We start from the raw sequence: 17,384 nt of genomic DNA on the forward strand, positions 1-17,384 counted from the left end.
TCTCGTTCTCAGCAGAGCCCATAGGGTCTGATGTCATCACTCACAGTGCCCATCCCGCCGGACGCTGAGGTCCGGCGTGTCGGGCCGGAACCACCGTTCGTTGCACAGGCCCCTCATCCGCAGCGGGCCGCCGAGCTCGCCGCGGCCTGGGAGCGCGCCGCCTGGGAGAACACCGTGTTCCCGCTGCTCGACCGCGGTGACCTGGCGGTGCGACGGCCGGGCGAGGCCCGCCTGGCCGAGCCGGTGCGGATCCTGCCCGGCACCCCGGTGCTGGAGCGCTACCGGTCCGCGCAGCTCATCGCGTTCCGGTCGTTCGACGTCGAGGCCGCTCTCGGCGGGCTCGCCCCGGGCGACGAGGGCGTGCTCGTCGCGCACGGCGACGCGTTCGGCGGCTACCTGCTCGCCGTCGAGGACGGGCGGCTGGTCGTGCTGCACAACACGGGCGGCCGGGTGTCCACCGCGGACGGCCCGGCCCCGGCCGGGGCCCGCAGGGTCGTCCTGTCCGTGACGGCGACGCCGGACCTGCGCTGGCACCTCGCCGTCTCCGCCGACGGGGCCCCGGTCGCCGCGCTACCCGACCGGTGGGCGCTGACCGGGATGGCACCCTGGACCGGCATCTCGGTCGGCCGCGACGCCCGCGGGCCGGTGTCCTGGGCGCTGCGGCGGCGGCGCGGGATCTTCCGGTTCACCGGCGACCTGCGGTCGGTGACCTACCGGCCGGGCGCCCGCGTCGTGCCGGACGAGGTCGCCCGCGCGGTCACCGCCGAGGCCGCGTCCCGGGCGGACTGACCCGTCGAACGGGCGGCCCGGGTACGGCGCCGTCGCGCTTCCCCCGTCCACCACCGGGCCGACCCGCACCGCCCGCCGTGCCTCAGCCGAGGCACGCCCAGAACCCGGCCAGCGCCGCGGCACCACGGGCCGGCTCGTGGGTCATCCACCAGTGGCCGAGACCGTCGAGGACCGCGACCCGGGCCCCGGCGCGGGCGGCCGCCCGGCGGCGTTGTTCCTCGGTGCCGACGACGTGGTCGGCCGTCGCCAGGACGGCGAGACCCGGCCGGGCCGCCGCGCGTTCCAGCGGCAGGCCGAGGCCGGGCGCACCGGCCGCGGCGGCGGACCGGTACAGGGAGAGCACCGCGCGGCCCATCTCCTCGCCCTGCCCGGCTGCGACGCGCCCCGCGACCGCCCGACCCATCCCGCGTTCCACCAGCACCGCGGCGCGCTCGGCGGGCGCGGCACCGAAGCGCGCCGCGACGTCGGCCTCGCCGACGCCCGGGGTCTGCCAGCGGCGGGCGAGCTCGTGCCACTCGTGGTCCGGGTCGAACACTCCGAGGGCGTCGCTGACCCAGCTGCGGACCAGGTGCGGGTGGCTCAGCACGACGTTGAGGACGTGAACGCCGCCGAAGTCGTGGCCCACCAGGTCCACCGGCTCGCCGAAGGCCGCCAGCTCGCCGGCCAGCCAGTCGCGGTAGCCGGCCGGGGTGGCCTCGAACCCGGCGGGCAGGGACGCACCGAAACCGGGCGGCGACAGGCACACCACGTCGGTCCGCGTGGGCGCGAGCTCCGCCAGCAGCAGGTCCCAGACCGCCGCCGTCTCGGGGTTGCCGTGGACGAACACCGCGGGCATCAGCCCGCCACCGGCGTCGTCGGCTGCAGGACCGACTCCACCAGCGCCTCGGTCCGCAGGTGGGTGATCGCCTGGTACCCGGGATCGCGGACCATGGCCGCGAAGGCCTGCCGGTCCGGGTAGCGGACCAGTACGACCATGTCCCAGGCCTGCCCGCTCTCGGCGACCAGCGCCGGCTCACCGACACCGAGGTACACCACCTGCAGGCCGTAGCGGGGGTTGAGCTCGGCCCGGAGAGCGTCGGCGTAGCGCTGGTAGCTCTCCCGGCCGCCGTCCGGGCGGAACCGCAACAGGTTCAGCATCACGACCGGGCCACCGGGGTCGTCGGCCAGCAGGGCGTCCAGGGCGTGGTCTTCGATCTCGATCATCGGAACCTCCTGACACCCACCCTACACATACTTGTTGGATAACACGCAAGTTTATTTGCTAGTGTCCGGCCATGCGCCGTACCCAGCAGGAACGCCGCGACCAGGCCGAAGCCGCGTTGCTCACCGCCGCCGCCGAGCTCGTCGTCGAGCAGGGCGTGCGGTCGCTGACGCTCGCCCGTGTCGGGGAACGGGCCGGGTACAGCCGCGGCATCGTCACCCACCACTTCGGCGGGAAGCAGGCGCTGGTGGAGCGGCTGGCGCGCGCCACCCAGGCCGGGTTCGTCCCGGGACTCGACGACCTCCCACCCGGCCTCGACCGCCTGCTGCGGCTGATCGACGGCTACCTCGGGGAGCTCGGCCGGATCGGTGCGTTCCACCAGGCCTTCCTGCTGCTGTGGGCCGAGGCCGCCACCCAGCCGGAACTCGCCCCGATCTTCCGCGAACGGGACGCGGCCTTCCGCGCCGACCTGCGCGACGACGTCGAGGCCGGCATCGCGGACGGCAGCATCACGGCGGACTCCGGCGCGGACGAGGTCGCGACCGCCGTCGTCGGGCAGCTGCGCGGGATCGCGTTGCAGCGGCTGCTCGCCCCGGACAGCGTCGACACCGAGGCGCTGCGCCGGAGCGTCACCGCCCAGTGGCGCCGTGCCCTGGCCCGGTAGCCCGCTCCGGGGCCCGCCCGCTGTTCTACGCACTCGGCTCCCTGACCTCGTGCAACCAGGTGACGGCGAGCCTGGTCGCGAAGGACCTGGGGATCCGCCTGGGCCACTGGACCTTCGAGGTGCGCGGTGACCTCGACACCGCGGTGCTCGTCGGTGGCGCCGAGGGCAACGCCAACTTCGACCGGGTGCAGGTCCGGGCCACCGTCGAGACCGACGCGACGCCCGCGCAGTTCGAGCGGCTGGTGTCGGAGACCGCGCGGCGGTGCCCGGTCACCCAGCTGTTCGAGCGCAGCGGCCTGGAGTTCGCCAACGACTGGACCCCGGTGGCGCTGCCCGACGCCGGCTGACCCGGCACCGCCGTCCCGCTCCCCGCACCGCACGGCCGGGCCGGTCGCGCTGGACCAGTGCGACCGGCCCGCCCGTCGCGCCGGGTACCGGCCAGTGGGAGGGGTCGGGGTCAGGCGGCGGCGGTGAACCCGGCCGCACGGCCGGCGTCGTCGGGGCCCCACAGCGTCGTCGACACCTCGCGACGCACCAGCGGCACCACCTCGGTCGCGAACCGGGTCAGCACCTCGTGCTGGCGTGCGTAGGGCAGCACCGGGTTGACCGACACCGACTGGACGTCGTGGCCGTAGGCCCCGTGGTAGTCGAGGATCTTCGCCGCGACCCGCTCCGGGCTCCCGACCAGCGCGGGGCCGTGCGCCACCGCCTCCTCGACGGTCGCGAACGAGGTGGCCTTGCCCGGACGGTCGTCCCCGGCGTGCGCGGCCCGCATCTTCGCGGCGAACCCCTCGTAGACCGGGCGGTACTCCGCGATCGCCTCGGCGTCGGTGTCGGCGAGGAACAGCCCGCCCGAGCCGGAGCCGACGTAGCCCAGCGCCGGGTCGTGGCCGTGCTCGACGAGCTTCTCCCGGTAGCGGTCGATGAGGACGCGGTAGTTCTCCCGCGGCTGCAGCGCGTTCGCCGAGAAGATCGGGTCGCCCCAGCGGGCGGCGAGGTCGACGGCGACGGTCGAGGTCGCCGAGCCGTGCCAGATCCGGAACGGGCCCGCGAACGGCCGAGGGAAGGTCGTCACGCCCGCCAGGTCGGCGTGGTGGGTGCCCGTCCAGTCCACCCCGTCCTCGCGCAGCAGGCGGCGCAGCAGCTCGTAGTTCTCGGTGAGGTACTCGTACTGGCGGCCGAGCTCGAGCCCGAACATCGGGAAGTGCCGGTCCTCGTTGCCCTTCCCGATCACGATCTCCAGCCGGCCACCGGAGAGCTGGTCGACCGTCGCGTAGTCCTCGGCCACACGGACCGGGTCGAGCAGCGACAGCACCGTCACCCCGGTCGAGAGCAGGATCCGGGACGTGGCCTGGGCGATCGCTCCCAGCAGCACGGTGGGCGCGGACGAGACGAACTCTCCGGCGTGCCGCTCGCCGACGGCGTAGGAGTCGAACCCCAGCCGCTCGGCGAGCACCGCGGTGTCCACCACCCGGCGCAGCCGCTCGTGGGTGTCGACGATCTCGCCGGTCACCGGGTGCGGGGCGTGCGGAACGATGTCGAGAACCTGGAACCTCATGGGAAGCACCGCCTCACGCGCGGCCGCGCCGCACGCGTCGTCACCGGACGTGCCGGGCGGGGCCGGGCGCCGGCGGAACGCGGGTGCGCCGGGGGCGTCCCGGCCGGACCGGGCCGTCGCGCGGTCCCGCGGACGGGCGGCGCGGCGGGGCGGCCGGCACGACGTCGACGGTAGCAAGCAGCACCGGGGTTGCGCCCCCGTCGCACGCGGGGTGAGGATCGGCGGGCGACGGCGTCGCTCCGGGCCGGACCCGCCCGGAGCGCACCGCCCGAGCCCGAGCCCCGGCCCGCCCACGTCCCACGTCCCGCGTCGGGCTCGCCGGGGGCGCACACCCCTCGCCCGGCCCGGTCGTCGCGACCGCCCCGGGCACGTCCGGAGGTCTGCCGTCGTGCCCGTACCGCTGTCCGTACTCGACCTCTCCCCGGTGCCGGCCGGTTCGACCGTCGCCGACGCCCTGCGCGACACCCTCGACCTGGCCCGCTCCGCCGAACGGGCCGGCTACGCCCGGTTCTGGCTCGCCGAGCACCATGTCAACCCGGGCGTCGCGGGGGCCTCGCCCGCCGTCCTGATGGGCGCCGTCGCCGCCGCGACCACCACGATCCGGGTCGGTTCAGGGGCGGTGCAGACCGGCCACCGGACCCCGCTGTCGGTGGTCGAGGACTTCGGGACCCTCGACGGGCTGCACCCCGGCCGGATCGACCTCGGACTCGGCCGCTCCGGCGGGCCGCGCCCGCCGGCCCGCGAACCGGACGGACGCGGCGACCGCGTCGTCGACGGCGTGCTGATCCCCGCCCCGGTGTCGCTCGCCGCGCTCGCGACCTCGCCCCGGTTCCGCGCCACGACGGTCGCGCTGCGCCAGCCCGGGGCGCAGGCGCCCCCGTACGAGGAGTTCCTCGACGCCGTCGAGGGGCTGATCGCCGGCACCTGGGCCCCGGGCGGGGTCGAGGTCCGGGCCGTCCCCGGCGAGGGGGCCGGCCTGCAGACCTGGGTGCTCGGCTCCAGCGGCGGGGAGAGCGCCGTGCTCGCCGGGCGCCGTGGGCTGCCGTTCGCGGCGAACTACCACGTCAGCCCGGCGACGGTGCTCGACGCCGTGGCCGCCTACCGGGAGGCGTTCCGGCCCTCGGACCGGCTGGACCGACCGCACGTGATGGTGTCCGCGGACGTCGTCGTGGGCACCGACGACGCGCACGCCGCCCGGATCGCGGCGGGCTTCGCCCCGTGGGTGCACAGCATCCGCACCGGGGTGGGCGCCATCCCCTACCCCCGCCCCGAGGACGCCGAGGCACTCCCGGCCGACCCGGCGCTGGTGACCGACCGGGTCGCGACCCGCCTCGTCGGCGGACCGGCCACCGTCGCCGACGCCCTGGAGCGGCTGCGCGCCGTCACCGGCGCCGACGAGCTGCTTCTGACCACCATCACCCACCGGCACACCGACCGGGTCGTCTCGCAGGAGCTGCTGGCGCGGGAATGGGCGACCCGGACCTGAGATCCCACCCAGCGGGACCCACGGAGGCAAGCGGTCCGCACACCTCCCGTCACCCGTCCCGCGGTCCGGACACCGTTTTGTGGAGGTCCGGACGCCGTGGTCACCTGGTGGCATGAACACCGGCCGACGCACCCCGTCACGCACGGTCGTCGTCGGTCCGGGCCGGGACCTCACCCGCCGCCGCCACGTGGACCTGCTCCGCCTCGCCGGCTGCATCTGTCGCTGACCGCGGCGATCCCGCCGCCCCGTGCCGCGCCGTGCCGCGGGACGCCCCGTCGTGCGCCCACCCCTGCCCACCCCTGTCATCACCGTGAATCCCGGGAGCCATCGTGTCCACGACCTGGACCCCCGCACCGGCCGACGCCGGTGCACCACCCGCCACGCCGTCGTCACCCGTCGTCGCACCCGTCGTCCGCCGGACCCGGCACCGCCCCGACCTGCGCCGCTGGATCTCCCCGGTCGCCCTGATCGTCCTGTGGCAGCTCGCGTCGTCGACCGGGCTGCTCGCCGAGGACGAGCTCGCCTCTCCCCTGCGGGTGGTGACCGCCGCCGTCGACCTCACCCGCAGCGGGGAGCTGCCCGAGGGGCTGCTGGTCTCGCTCGCCCGGGTCACGACCGGGCTGGTCCTCGGCCTGGTCGTCGGGGTCGGGCTCGGCGTGGTCTCGGGGCTCTCGCGCTGGGGCGGGCTGCTCGTGGACCCGCCGGTGCAGATGCTGCGCACGCTGCCGCACCTCGGCCTGGTGCCGCTGTTCATCCTCTGGTTCGGCATCGGGGAGCTGCCGAAGGTGCTGCTCGTCGCGCTCGGCGTGCTGTTCCCGATGTACCTCAACGTGCACTCCGGGGTCCGCGGGGTGGACCCGAAGCTGATCGAGGCGACGTCGGTGTCCGGGTTCACCCGCGCCGAGCAGCTGCGCCACGTGGTGCTGCCCGGCGCGATGCCCTCCACACTCACCGGCCTGCGCCTGGCGCTGGGGATCGCCTGGCTGTCGATCATCGTCGCGGAGACGACGTCGGCCGACGCCGGACTCGGCTACATGATCATGAACGCCCGCGAGTTCCTGCGCACCGACGTGATCGTCGTGGGCCTGGCGGTGTACGCGCTGCTCGGCCTGGGCACCGACGCCCTGGTGCGCCGGCTGGAACGCCGTGTCCTGGCCTGGCGCCCGGCCGGACCGGCGGGGGCCGACCGATGAGCGCCCGCGTGCACGACCTGGTCCGCGAGTTCGACGGCCGCCGGGTCCTCGACCGGCTGGACCTCACCATCGGCGACGGCGAGTTCGTCGCCCTGCTCGGCCGGTCCGGCTCGGGCAAGTCGACGCTGCTGCGGCTGCTCGCCGGGCTCGACGACGCCTCCGACGCCGGGGTGTCGGGCACCGTCGAGGTCCCCGGCTCGGTCGCGGTGGCCTTCCAGGAGCCACGGCTGCTGCCGTGGCGCACGGTCCGCGACAACGTCGCGCTCGGCCTGCACCGCGACCTGGGCGGCGACACCCCCCCCCCGGGGTCGCCGACGCCGCGCTCGCCGAGGTCGGGCTGACCGCACGGGCCGACGCCTGGCCGCTGACCCTGTCCGGCGGCGAGGCCCAGCGGGCGTCGCTGGCCCGGGCCCTGGTCCGCGAGCCGGACCTGCTGCTGCTCGACGAGCCGTTCGGCGCGCTGGACGCGCTGACCCGCATCACCATGCACCGGCTCGTCCTCGACCTGTGGCACCGGCACCGCCCGGGCGTGCTGCTCGTGACCCACGACGTCGACGAGGCGCTGCTGCTCGCCGACCGGGTGCTGGTGCTGATCGACGGCCGCATCGGCGACGAGCACCGCCCCGGCGACCGCGCGCGCGACCCCGAGCGGCTCGCCGCGCTGCGCCGCACCGTGCTCGACGAGCTGGGGGTCGCCGCCGATGCCGCGTGAGCGTCCCCGTCGCACCCCGGATGCGGTCGTCGCGACCTGTGCGGGGGGTGCGACGACCGCCGCGCGGGTGCGCCGGCGTGTCACCGTCCTGGCCGTCGCGGTCGCGGCGCTGGTGCTCGCCGGGTGCTCCTCGGTCCCGGTGTCCCGGCCCCCGGTGCAGCCGCCGGTCGACCCGGCCGCGCTGGCCGGGGTGACCCTCGTCGTCGGGGACCAGAAGGGCGGCTCCCGGTCCCTGCTGCGGGCCGCCGATCTCCTCGACGACCTGCCCTACCGGATCGAGTGGCGCACCTTCACCGCCGGTCCCCCGCTGATCGAGGCGGCCCGGGCCGGCGCGATCGACGTCGGCGGCACCGGCAACACCCCGACGATCTTCGCCGCCGCGGCGCGCGCCCGGGTGCAGGTCGTGTCGGCCAACCGCGGCAACGTCACCAGCGACGCGATCCTCGTGCGCCGCGACTCGCCGATCCGCACCGTCGCCGACCTGCGCGGGGCGCGGATCGCCGTCGGGAAGGGCACGTCGGCGCACGGGCAGGTGCTGTCCACGCTGCGGGCCGCCGGGATGACCCTCGACGACGTCGACCTGACCTTCCTCGCCCCCGCCGACGCCTACGGCGCGTTCCGCCAGGGCGACGTCGACGCCTGGGCCGTCTGGGACCCCTACACCTCCCAGGCCGAGCTCGACGACGGCGCTCGGATCGTCGCCGACGGCACCGGCAACGCGAACGGCTACGGCTTCCAGGTCGCGTCCAACGCCACCCTCGCCGACCCGGCCCGCAGCGCCGCGCTGGCCGACTACCTGGCCAGGGTCGCGGCCGCCCAGGTCTACTCCGACTCCCACCGCGAGCAGCGGGCCCGGGTGTGGAGCGAGGAGACGACCATCCCGCTGCCGATCACCCGGCGGGCCGTCGCACGCGGCCCGGACCTGCCGGTCCCGCTCGACGACACCGTCGTCGCCTCCCAGCAGGCGCTGGCCGACGCGTTCTCCGAGGCCGGGGTGATCCCCGGCCGGGCGGACGTCGGCGCGTTCGTCGACCGCCGCTTCGAGGCGACCACGCTGGCCGCGGCCCGGGACGGCATCCCGGGCACCCCCACCGACCGACGGACGGGAGCACGATGAGCATCGTCCCGCACTGGTTCCTGCCCACCTCCGGCGACGGCCGCACCATCGTCGCCCGCCGGCACGCCGACCGCGGCGAGGCGGGCTCGACGGCCCGCGAGGCGAGCATCGACTACCTCGCTCAGATCGCCAGGGCCGCCGAGGCCCAGGGCTTCCACGGCGTCCTCACCCCGACCGGAACCTTCTGCGAGGACGCCTGGCTGACCACCGCGGCGCTGCTGCGCGAGACCCGCACGCTGCGCTACCTCGTCGCGTTCCGGCCCGGTGTGCTCTCCCCGACCCTCGCCGCCCAGATGGCCGCCACCTACCAGCGCGTCTCCGGCGGCAGGCTGATGCTCAACATCGTCACCGGCGGGGACGCCGTCGAGCAGCGCCGCTTCGGCGACCACGCCTCCCACGACGAGCGCTACGCCCGCACCGACGAGTTCCTCACCGTGCTGCGCGGCGCCTGGTCGCCCGAGCCGTTCGACTTCACCGGCGCCCACTACGACGTCGACGGCGCCACCACCCTCGCCCCGCCGGACCCGCTGCCCCCGGTCTACTTCGGAGGCTCGTCCGACGCCGCGCTGCCGGTCGCCGCCCGGCACGCCGACGTCTACCTGACCTGGGGCGAGCCACCCGCTGCCGTCGCCGAGAAGATCGGGCGGGTCCGCAAGCTCGCCGACGACCTGGGCCGCAGCCCCCGCTTCGGCATCCGGCTGCACGTGATCACCCGCGACACCGCCGACGAGGCGTGGGCCGAGGCAGCCCGGCTGCTCGACGCGCTCGACCCGGCCGAGATCGAGCGCGCCCAGGCGACCCTGCAGGCCAGCCAGTCGGTCGGGCAGCAACGGATGCTCGCGCTGCACCGCGGCTCGACCGACGCGCTGACGATCGCGCCGAACCTGTGGGCCGGGGTGGGTCTGGTCCGGGGCGGTGCGGGGACCGCGCTGGTCGGGTCGCACACCGAGGTGGCCGACCGGATCGCCGAGTACCACGAGCTGGGGATCGACGAGTTCGTGCTGTCGGGCTACCCGCACCTGGAAGAGGTCTACCGGGTCGGCGAGGGTGTGCTGCCCGAGCTGCGCCGGCATGGCCTGCTCGCCGACCCGCCCCGCTGAGCAACCGGCCCCGGTCGGCTCCGATCGGCCGAGTCCCGGACGGCGCTCCCGGCCACCGTGAGCTTCGTCGCGGCGGTGCGGTCCGGGCGGTTCGTCCGATGTAGGTTCTCCGATCGTGCCGACCGCCCCGCCGCGGCCGGTCGCGCCCACCCGGCGGGACCCGGTCCGGTGGCCCGGTCTCCCCGGTCACGCCCCCCGGAGCACCTGCTCCCGCCCGGCGTCACCCTCGCGGGGCGCCGTACCCGGTGCCCGGCACATCCCCCGCTGCACCGCCGCACCGGTACCCGGACGCGACCCGTCCCGGGGCCGGAGCCGAGAGGAAGTCCGATGCGCCTGCCACGCGCACTGTCCCTGCTGGTCCCCGTCGCCGTGCTCGCCGTGCTGGCAGCCGGCTGCGCCGCCCCCGGCGAGTCCTCGTCCGGTGGTGGTGAGAGCGGGTCGCGGACCGTCCGGATCGGCGTCTCCGACGGCGCCGAGCCCTACTGGAAGGTCTTCACCGACAAGGCCGCCGCCCAGGGGATCACCGTCGAGCTGACCAACTTCACCGACTACAACCAGCCGAACCCGGCGCTGGCCCAGGGCCAGCTGGACCTCAACCAGTTCCAGCACCTGCAGTACCTGGCGAACTACAACGTCCAGAACAACGACACGCTGGTGCCGGTCGGCGCGACCGCGGTGTACCCGCTGCCGCTGTACTCGACGAAGCACACCGACCTGGCGCAGATCCCGCAGGGCGGGCAGGTCGTCATCCCGAACGACGCGGTGAACCAGGCCCGGGCACTGACCGTCCTGCAGTCCGCCGGGCTGCTCAGGCTGACCGACGGGGGCACCACCACCTCCACCCCGGCCGACATCGACCGCGCCGCCTCGAAGGTCACCGTCACCCCGGTCGACGCGGCCCAGACCGCGGCGAACCTGGCGAGCGCCGACGCCGCGATCGTCAACAACAACTACGCGCAGTCGGCCAACCTGACCCGGGACCAGGTCCTCTACCAGGAGGACCCGGACTCGGAGAAGGCCAAGCCCTACATCAACCTGTTCGTCGCCCGGGCCGACCAGGCCGACGACCCGGTGTACGCGACGCTGGTCCGGATCTACCACGACCCGCAGGTCCTCGACGCCGCCCGCCGCGACCTCGGCGACGGCGGTGTGTTCCGCGACAACTCCGCGGAGGACCTGCGCCAGACCCTGGCCGGGATCGAGCAGCAGCTGCGGGCACGCTGATGGCGGAGCCGGTGATCTCGTTCTCGGGCGCGACCCGCACGTTCCCGGCCCGCCGCGGCCCGGGGGTCACCGCCGTCGACGACGTGGACCTCGACATCGCCGAGGGCGGGATCACCGGCGTGATCGGCTGGTCGGGGGCGGGAAAGTCCACGCTCGTCCGGATGATCAACGCACTGGAGCTGCCGACGTCGGGCACCGTCACGGTGCGCGGGCGGATCACCTCCGAGCTGTCCGAACGGGGGCTGCGCGAGCTGCGCGGCGAGGTCGGGATGATCTTCCAGCAGTTCGCGCTGATGAACTCGCGCACGGTCGCCGGCAACGTCGGCTACCCGCTCGCCGTCGCCGGCCGCTCCCGGGAGGAGCGCCGCGCCCGCGTCGCGGAGCTGCTGGAGTTCGTCGGGCTCGCCGAGCTGGCCGGGCGCTACCCGGCGCGGCTGTCCGGTGGGCAGAAGCAGCGGGTCGGCATCGCCAGGGCCCTCGCCACGTCGCCGTCGATCCTGCTCGCCGACGAGGCGACCAGCGCGCTGGACCCGGAGACGACCCGGGAGGTGCTGGCCCTGCTGCGCCGGGTCAACCGCGAGCTGGGCACCACGGTCGTCGTGATCACCCACGAGATGGAGGTCGTCGCCGACGTGTGCGACCGGGTCGTGGTCATGGAGCAGGGCAGGGTCATCGAGGACGGCGAGGTGTACGACGTGTTCGCCGCGCCGTCGCACCCGGCGACGCGCCGCTTCGTGCACGGCGTCCTGCAGGACGTGCCGTCGCCGGAGACGCTCGCCCGGCTGCGCGAGCGCCACCCCGGCCGGCTGGTGACCGTCGGCGTCGGCGGGCCCGGCTCGGCCGCTGCCGACGCCCAGGACGCGATCGCGCGGGTCCCGGCCGCGCACGGGGTCCGCGCGACCGTGGTGCACGGCGGCATCCGCGAGTTGTCCGGTCGCCCCGTCGGCAGCCTCACCCTGGCCCTGACCGGCGTCGACGCCGCCGTCGACGCCTGCGTCGACGAGCTCTCGCGCGTCACCCGGGTCACCCCGGACGGCGCCGTCACCACCCGGGACGCCGTCACCACCCAGGACGAGGAGTCCGCATGAAGGCCGACTGGGAGACCCTGAGCCCGGTGCTGTGGCTGTCGGTGCTCCAGACCGCCTACATGGTGTTCTGGACGATGCTGCTGGCCGGGCTGCTCGGGCTGCTGCTCGGCGTCGCCCTGCACACCACCCGTCCCGGCGGCCTGTACGCGCACCGCGCCGTGTTCGGCGTGCTGAACGTGCTGGTCAACATCGTGCGGCCGATCCCGTTCATCATCTTCATCACCGCCGTGGGCCCGCTGACCCTGCTCGTGATGGGCACGACGATCGGCACCCGCTCGGTGCTGTTCCCCATGGTCGCGATGGCGACGTTCTTCATCGGCCGCATCGTCGAGCAGAACCTGGTGTCGGTGGACCCGGCGGTCGTCGAGGCGGCGCGGGCGATGGGGGCGAGCCGGTTCCGGATCGTGTGGAGCGTGCTCGTGCCCGAGGCACTGGCACCGCTGGTGCTCGGCTACACGTTCGTGTTCGTCGCGGTCGTCGACATGTCGGCGATGGCCGGCTACGTCGGCGGCGGCGGGCTGGGCGACTTCGCCATCACCTACGGCTACCAGCAGTTCGACTGGCCGGTGACGCTGCTGACGGTGGCGATCATCGTGGTCGTCGTGCAGTGCGCGCAGCTGCTCGGGAACACCCTGGCCCGGAGGGTGTTGCACCGGTAGAAGCCACGTCGGGAGGACACGCATGCCACGCAAGCAGATCCACCTCGCCGCCCACTTCCCGGGCGTCAACAACACCACGGTGTGGAGCGACCCGGCGTCCGGCAGCCACATCGAGTTCGAGTCGTTCGCGCACTTCGCGCGGACGGCCGAACGGGCGAAGTTCGACTTCCTGTTCCTCGCCGAGGGCCTGCGCCTGCGCGAGCACCGCGGCGAGATCTACGACCTCGACGTGATGGGCCGCCCGGACACCTTCACGATCCTGAACGCCCTGGCGGCGGTCACCGACCGGCTCGGCCTGGCCGGCACGATCAACTCCACCTTCACCGAGCCCTACGACGTCGCCCGCCAGTTCTCGTCGCTGGACCACCTGTCCGGCGGCCGGGCCGCCTGGAACGTGGTGACCTCGTGGGACGCGTTCACCGGTGAGAACTTCCGTCGCGGCGGCTTCCTGCCGAAGGAGAAGCGTTACTCCCGGGCGAAGGAGCAGCTGGCCGCGACCGCCGCGATCTGGGACTCGCGCACCGGCGCGGGCGACCGCGGCGAGTTCGCGTACTCCTCCGACCAGTTCGACGTGCACGGCCGGTTCTCGCTGCCGCGCAGCCCGCAGGGCCGCCCGGTGATCCTGCAGGCCGGGGACTCCGAGGAGGGGCGCGAGTTCGCCGCCGCGTCGGCCGACGCGATCTTCTCCCGGCACGCCGAGCCCGAGGCCGGGCGGGCGTTCCTCGCCGACGTGAAGGGCCGCCTCGCCCGCTACGGCCGGGCCTGGGACGACCTGAAGATCCTGCCCGCCGCGACGTACGTGCTGGGTGACACCGACGCCGAGGCCGCCGAGCGCGCCGAGGTGATCCGCTCCCAGCAGGTCAGCCCGCAGACCGCGATCGTGTTCGCCGAGCAGCTGTGGAACACCGACCTGTCCGACCGCGACCCGGACGGCCCGCTGCCCGAGTTCGACCCGGTCGAGGGCGAGCTCGTGTCGAAGGGTCGCGCCAGCGTGCGCCAGTACCGGGACCCGAAGGCCGTCGCCGACCAGTGGCGCGCCCTCGCCGCGGAGAAGGGCCTCTCGCTGCGGGAGACGGTGATCGAGGTGACCGGGCGGCACACCTTCGTCGGGAGCCCCCGGACGGTCGCCGACGCGATCGACGACGCCGTGCAGTCCGACGCCGCGGACGGCTACGTGCTCGTCCCGCACGTCACCCCGGGCGGGCTCGACGAGTTCGCCGACACGGTCGTGCCGCTGCTGCAGGAGCGCGGGTCGTTCCGCACCGACTACACCGGGACGACGCTGCGCGAGCACCTCGGGCTCCCGGCCGTCCGCTCGACGACCGACCCGACCGAGGCGGCGACGGCGGCTCCGGCCGCGGGCTGACCGTGCCGCTGACGGTGCCGTCGTGCTCGACGGCGGCTCCCGCGGTCGACGCGGCCGACGGCGCCGGATCCGATCGGGCCGCGGCGGGCCCGGCGCTCAGGGGCGCTCGTCGTCGCGGCCCTCGGCCTGATCCCGGGCGATGTTCTCCCGGTGCGCGCGGACGGCGATCCAGGCCATCACCACCGGGATGCCGAGCAGCAGCCCGAACGACAACAGCCCGGCGATCCAGTCGCCCGGCACGAGGACCAGCACGATCACGGTGATCGCGACGGCCTGCAGGATCCGGTCGGCACGGCCGCCCGCGGCGCGCGATGGCCGGTGCGGTGCGGTCAGCTCGGTGTCGAGCCGCGGGTCGGAACGGCGGAGCTCCTGCTCGAGGGCGGAGAGGCGGAGCTCCTCGTCGCGGTCCAGGGGTCGCGCGGACGGGTGCGGATCGGGATCGCCGGTCCCACCGCCGGGCGACGACGGCGGCAGGGGCGGGGGTGTGACGGACATCGTGACCTCCTCGGTGCCACCGACCGGGTTCCCGCTCCCGGCCGCAGCCATCCGGGATGTGCTGAAGATGTCACCGATCCTACCGAAACGGACATACTCCCGCCGCTGCACGCGGCAGGCCCCGGCGGCAGGATCGGCCGCATGGAACGCTGGACCGATCTCGTCGAACGCCACGACCCCGCCGGAGTCCTCGACCGGCTCGACGGACGGCCCGCCCACGAGATCGCCGACGCGCTGGCCCGGATGCAACCGGTCGACGCGGGATGGGTGTTCCGGCTGCTCGACAAGGACCGCGCGCTCGACGTGTTCGAGGAGCTCGACCCGGTCGACCAGCAGGAGCTGCTGGCCGGGCTGCGCGACGACGCCGTGACCGCCCTGGTCGAGGACATGGATCCCGACGACCGCGCACGGATGCTCGGCGAGGCCCCGGCGAAGGTCGCGACCCGGATGCTCGCCGGGCTCTCGGCCTCGGAGCGGGAGATGACCGCGGCGCTGCTGGGCTACCCCGACGGCTCGGTCGGGCGGGTGATGACCCCGGAGACCGTCGCCGTACCGCTGCACAGCAGCGTGACCGAGGCACTGGCCGTCGTGCGACGCAAGGGCGCCCGGGCCGAGACCGTCTACACCCTCGCCGTCACCGACGCCGGGCGCCGGGTGATCGGCACCGTCTCGCTGCGCGACCTGGTGCTGGCCCGGCCGGACGACGCCGTCGCCGACCTCGTCGACGACGGCGCCCCACGGGTGCGGGCCACCGACACCGCCGAGGACGCCGCACGGCTGATGGGCGAGGCGAACCTGCTCGACCTGCTGGTCGTCGATTCCGAGGACCGGCTGCTGGGCCTGCTCACCATCGACGACGCCGTCGAGATCCTGGAGCGTGCCGACACCGAGGACACCGCCCGCCAGTCCGGTGCGGCGCCGTGGTCGGGCCACTACATGTACGTGCGGGTCACGAAGCTGGCGCGCACCCGCGCGGTGTGGCTGGCGGTGCTGCTGCTCGCCGCGGTGCTCACGGTCAACGTGCTCCAGATCTTCGAGGACGCCCTGGAGCAGGTCACCGCGCTGGCCCTGTTCATCCCGCTGCTCGTGGGCACCGGCGGCAACGCCGGTGCCCAGTCCGCGTCGGCGGCGGTCCGGGCGATCGCCGTCGGGGAGGTGCGGCTGGCCGACCTGCCCGCCGTCGTCTGGCGGGAGCTGCGGGTCGGGCTGCTGCTGGGCACCCTGCTCGGCGCGCTCGGCCTGCTCGTCGCGTCGCTGCTGGTCGGGTTCCAGATCGCCGTCGTGGTGGCGGTGACCCTGGTGGCGATCTGCGGCTGGGCGGCGACGGTCGGCGCGACGATGCCGCTGCTGGCCCGCCGGGTCGGGATCGACCCGGCGGTGGTGTCCGCTCCCCTGGTCACGACCCTCGTCGACGCGACCGGGCTGCTGATCTACTTCTCGGTCGCCCGGCTGGTGCTGGGGCTCTGACCGGCGCGCACGGTGGCGTCGCCGTGGCCGGTGGCGTCGCCGTGGCCGGTGGCGTCGCCGTGGCCGGTGGCGTCGCCGTGGCCGGTGGCGTCGCCGTGGCCGACCTCGCCGTCGTCGCCCGCGTCGTCGGAGCCGGTGCTCCCGGAGCCGGTGCCGGCAGTACCGGAGGGGGGGCGTCACCGGCCGCGGCGGCGCGGCGGCGCGAGACCACCAGGCTCGCGACGGCGGCGACGGCGATCGTCCCGGTGATGACCAGCAGCGACAGCCAGATCGGCACCTCGGGCACCGGCAGCGGCTGCCCGTCGTTGATGAACGGCACGTTGTTCTCGTGCAGCGCGTGCAGGGTGAGCTTGACGCCGATGAACGCGAGGATCACCGAGAGGCCGTGCGCCAGGTAGATCAGGCGCTCCAGCAGGCCGCCGATCAGGAAGTACAGCTGGCGCAGGCCGAGCAGGGCGAAGGCGTTCGCGGTGAACACCAGGAACGGCTCCTGGGTGAGGCCGAAGATCGCCGGGATCGAGTCGAACGCGAACAGCAGGTCGGTCAGCCCGATCGCGACGATGACCAGCGCCATCGGGGTGAGGAGCCGCTTGCCGTCGATGCGGGTGACGAGCTTCGCGCCGTCGTACTCGGTGGAGGTGGGCAGCACCCTGCGGACCAGACGGATGAGCCTCGAGTCACCCGCGTCGGCCTGCTCGTGGTCGTCGGAGGACAGCGCCTCGCGGATCTGGGACCAGGCGAGCCAGAACAGGATGATCGCGAACAGGTAGAACACCGCGACGAACTGCTCGATGATCACCGCGCCGACCGCGATGAACGCACCGCGCATGACGATCGCTATCGCGATGCCGATCAGCAGAACCTTCTGCTGGTGCACCTTCGGCACCGCGAAGCTGGTCATGATCAGCAGGAAGACGAACAGGTTGTCGACCGAGAGGGCCTTCTCGGTCAGCCAGCCGGCCATGTACTCGCCGCCGTACTGCCAGCCCGAGAAGACGCCGACACCGACGCCGAACAGCAGGGCGATCGCGATGTAGCCGGCCGACCAGATCGCCGACTCGCGCAGCGTGGGCTCGTGCGGATCACGGGCGTGCCCGACGAAGTCGAACACGAGCATGCCGATGACGACGGCGACCGTCGCCAGCCACACCCAGAGGGGAACGTTCATTGCGGGATCCTCCAGCGCAGATAGGGGCGCTGAAGGTCTCCTCCGCCCGCCGCGGTGACCGCGATGGACCGGCGCCACCGGGACCAGCTCGTCCTGG

General features: G+C 74.5%; 18 protein-coding genes and 1 pseudogene. 14 read left to right on the top strand and 5 right to left on the bottom strand.

Features of this window, described 5'->3' with window-relative positions:
• The first annotated feature begins 45 nt into the window (after window positions 1-45).
• Window positions 46-789, top strand: a complete 744-nt coding sequence (locus FVA95_RS20850) for a hypothetical protein (RefSeq protein WP_149665676.1) — start codon at window positions 46-48, stop codon at window positions 787-789.
• An 82-nt stretch (window positions 790-871) separates the two neighbouring features.
• Here FVA95_RS20850 and FVA95_RS20855 read toward each other — a convergent pair whose 3' ends face one another.
• Complete coding sequence (locus FVA95_RS20855; RefSeq protein WP_149665677.1) at window positions 872-1,624, bottom strand: alpha/beta fold hydrolase; 753 nt, start codon at window positions 1,622-1,624, stop codon at window positions 872-874.
• A complete protein-coding gene (locus tag FVA95_RS20860; protein WP_149665678.1) occupies window positions 1,624-1,992 on the bottom strand; it encodes a DUF1330 domain-containing protein in 369 nt (122 codons plus the stop codon). The genes FVA95_RS20855 and FVA95_RS20860 overlap by 1 nt, the downstream gene beginning before the upstream one ends.
• 71 nt (window positions 1,993-2,063) lie before the next feature.
• On the opposite strand from FVA95_RS20860, the gene FVA95_RS20865 reads away from it, so the two are divergent.
• Window positions 2,064-2,654, top strand: a complete 591-nt coding sequence (locus tag FVA95_RS20865; protein ID WP_149665679.1) for a TetR/AcrR family transcriptional regulator — start codon at window positions 2,064-2,066, stop codon at window positions 2,652-2,654.
• Window positions 2,630-3,001 (top strand): OsmC family protein, encoded by a 372-nt coding sequence (locus FVA95_RS20870; protein WP_149665680.1) that lies wholly within the window; start codon window positions 2,630-2,632, stop codon window positions 2,999-3,001. Before FVA95_RS20865 ends, FVA95_RS20870 begins: the two co-directional genes overlap by 25 nt.
• A gap of 110 nt (window positions 3,002-3,111) precedes the next feature.
• Here the strand turns inward: FVA95_RS20870 and FVA95_RS20875 are convergent, their stop codons facing one another.
• On the bottom strand, window positions 3,112-4,212 hold the full coding sequence (locus FVA95_RS20875) for an LLM class flavin-dependent oxidoreductase (RefSeq protein ID WP_149665681.1): 1,101 nt from the start codon (window positions 4,210-4,212) through the stop codon (window positions 3,112-3,114).
• A 388-nt stretch (window positions 4,213-4,600) separates the two neighbouring features.
• On the opposite strand from FVA95_RS20875, the gene FVA95_RS20880 reads away from it, so the two are divergent.
• From FVA95_RS20880 to FVA95_RS20920, 10 genes and pseudogenes are all read left to right on the top strand, one after another.
• Window positions 4,601-5,698 (top strand): LLM class flavin-dependent oxidoreductase, encoded by a 1,098-nt coding sequence (locus FVA95_RS20880; RefSeq protein WP_240051636.1) that lies wholly within the window; start codon window positions 4,601-4,603, stop codon window positions 5,696-5,698.
• A gap of 112 nt (window positions 5,699-5,810) precedes the next feature.
• Complete coding sequence (locus tag FVA95_RS33995) at window positions 5,811-5,924, top strand: putative leader peptide (RefSeq protein ID WP_368667344.1); 114 nt, start codon at window positions 5,811-5,813, stop codon at window positions 5,922-5,924.
• A gap of 211 nt (window positions 5,925-6,135) precedes the next feature.
• Window positions 6,136-6,891 carry an ABC transporter permease subunit gene (locus FVA95_RS20885; protein WP_149665700.1) on the top strand — a complete coding sequence of 252 codons (756 nt, stop codon included), beginning with the start codon at window positions 6,136-6,138 and terminating at the stop codon, window positions 6,889-6,891.
• Window positions 6,888-7,603, top strand: a pseudogene (locus FVA95_RS20890) (ABC transporter ATP-binding protein). Before FVA95_RS20885 ends, FVA95_RS20890 begins: the two are co-directional and overlap by 4 nt.
• Window positions 7,593-8,720: an ABC transporter substrate-binding protein gene (locus FVA95_RS20895; RefSeq protein WP_149665683.1), complete on the top strand. Its 1,128-nt coding sequence runs from the start codon at window positions 7,593-7,595 to the stop codon at window positions 8,718-8,720. The pseudogene FVA95_RS20890 and the gene FVA95_RS20895 overlap by 11 nt, the downstream one beginning before the upstream one ends.
• Window positions 8,717-9,820, top strand: coding sequence for an LLM class flavin-dependent oxidoreductase (locus tag FVA95_RS20900; RefSeq protein ID WP_149665684.1), 1,104 nt, complete (start codon window positions 8,717-8,719; stop codon window positions 9,818-9,820). The genes FVA95_RS20895 and FVA95_RS20900 overlap by 4 nt, the downstream gene beginning before the upstream one ends.
• A gap of 327 nt (window positions 9,821-10,147) precedes the next feature.
• On the top strand, window positions 10,148-11,044 hold the full coding sequence (locus tag FVA95_RS20905) for a MetQ/NlpA family ABC transporter substrate-binding protein (protein ID WP_149665685.1): 897 nt from the start codon (window positions 10,148-10,150) through the stop codon (window positions 11,042-11,044).
• Window positions 11,044-12,132 (top strand): methionine ABC transporter ATP-binding protein, encoded by a 1,089-nt coding sequence (locus tag FVA95_RS20910; RefSeq protein ID WP_149665686.1) that lies wholly within the window; start codon window positions 11,044-11,046, stop codon window positions 12,130-12,132. The genes FVA95_RS20905 and FVA95_RS20910 overlap by 1 nt, the downstream gene beginning before the upstream one ends.
• Window positions 12,129-12,791: a methionine ABC transporter permease gene (locus FVA95_RS20915; protein WP_075333627.1), complete on the top strand. Its 663-nt coding sequence runs from the start codon at window positions 12,129-12,131 to the stop codon at window positions 12,789-12,791. The genes FVA95_RS20910 and FVA95_RS20915 overlap by 4 nt, the downstream gene beginning before the upstream one ends.
• A gap of 22 nt (window positions 12,792-12,813) precedes the next feature.
• Window positions 12,814-14,157 carry an NtaA/DmoA family FMN-dependent monooxygenase gene (locus tag FVA95_RS20920; protein WP_149665687.1) on the top strand — a complete coding sequence of 448 codons (1,344 nt, stop codon included), beginning with the start codon at window positions 12,814-12,816 and terminating at the stop codon, window positions 14,155-14,157.
• 96 nt (window positions 14,158-14,253) lie between these two features.
• Here the strand turns inward: FVA95_RS20920 and FVA95_RS20925 are convergent, their stop codons facing one another.
• Window positions 14,254-14,652 (bottom strand): DUF3040 domain-containing protein, encoded by a 399-nt coding sequence (locus FVA95_RS20925; protein WP_161992379.1) that lies wholly within the window; start codon window positions 14,650-14,652, stop codon window positions 14,254-14,256.
• Window positions 14,653-14,793: 141 nt separating this feature from the next.
• On the opposite strand from FVA95_RS20925, the gene mgtE reads away from it, so the two are divergent.
• Window positions 14,794-16,119, top strand: a complete 1,326-nt coding sequence (gene mgtE, locus FVA95_RS20930) for a magnesium transporter (protein ID WP_149665689.1) — start codon at window positions 14,794-14,796, stop codon at window positions 16,117-16,119.
• Here mgtE and FVA95_RS20935 read toward each other — a convergent pair.
• On the bottom strand, window positions 16,049-17,287 hold the full coding sequence (locus tag FVA95_RS20935; RefSeq protein ID WP_149665690.1) for a TerC family protein: 1,239 nt from the start codon (window positions 17,285-17,287) through the stop codon (window positions 16,049-16,051). The genes mgtE and FVA95_RS20935 overlap by 71 nt on opposite strands.
• Window positions 17,288-17,384 lie beyond the last annotated feature (97 nt).

This window comes from Pseudonocardia sp. EV170527-09 (assembly GCF_008369905.1).
Taxonomy (GTDB): Bacteria; Actinomycetota; Actinomycetes; order Mycobacteriales; family Pseudonocardiaceae; genus Pseudonocardia.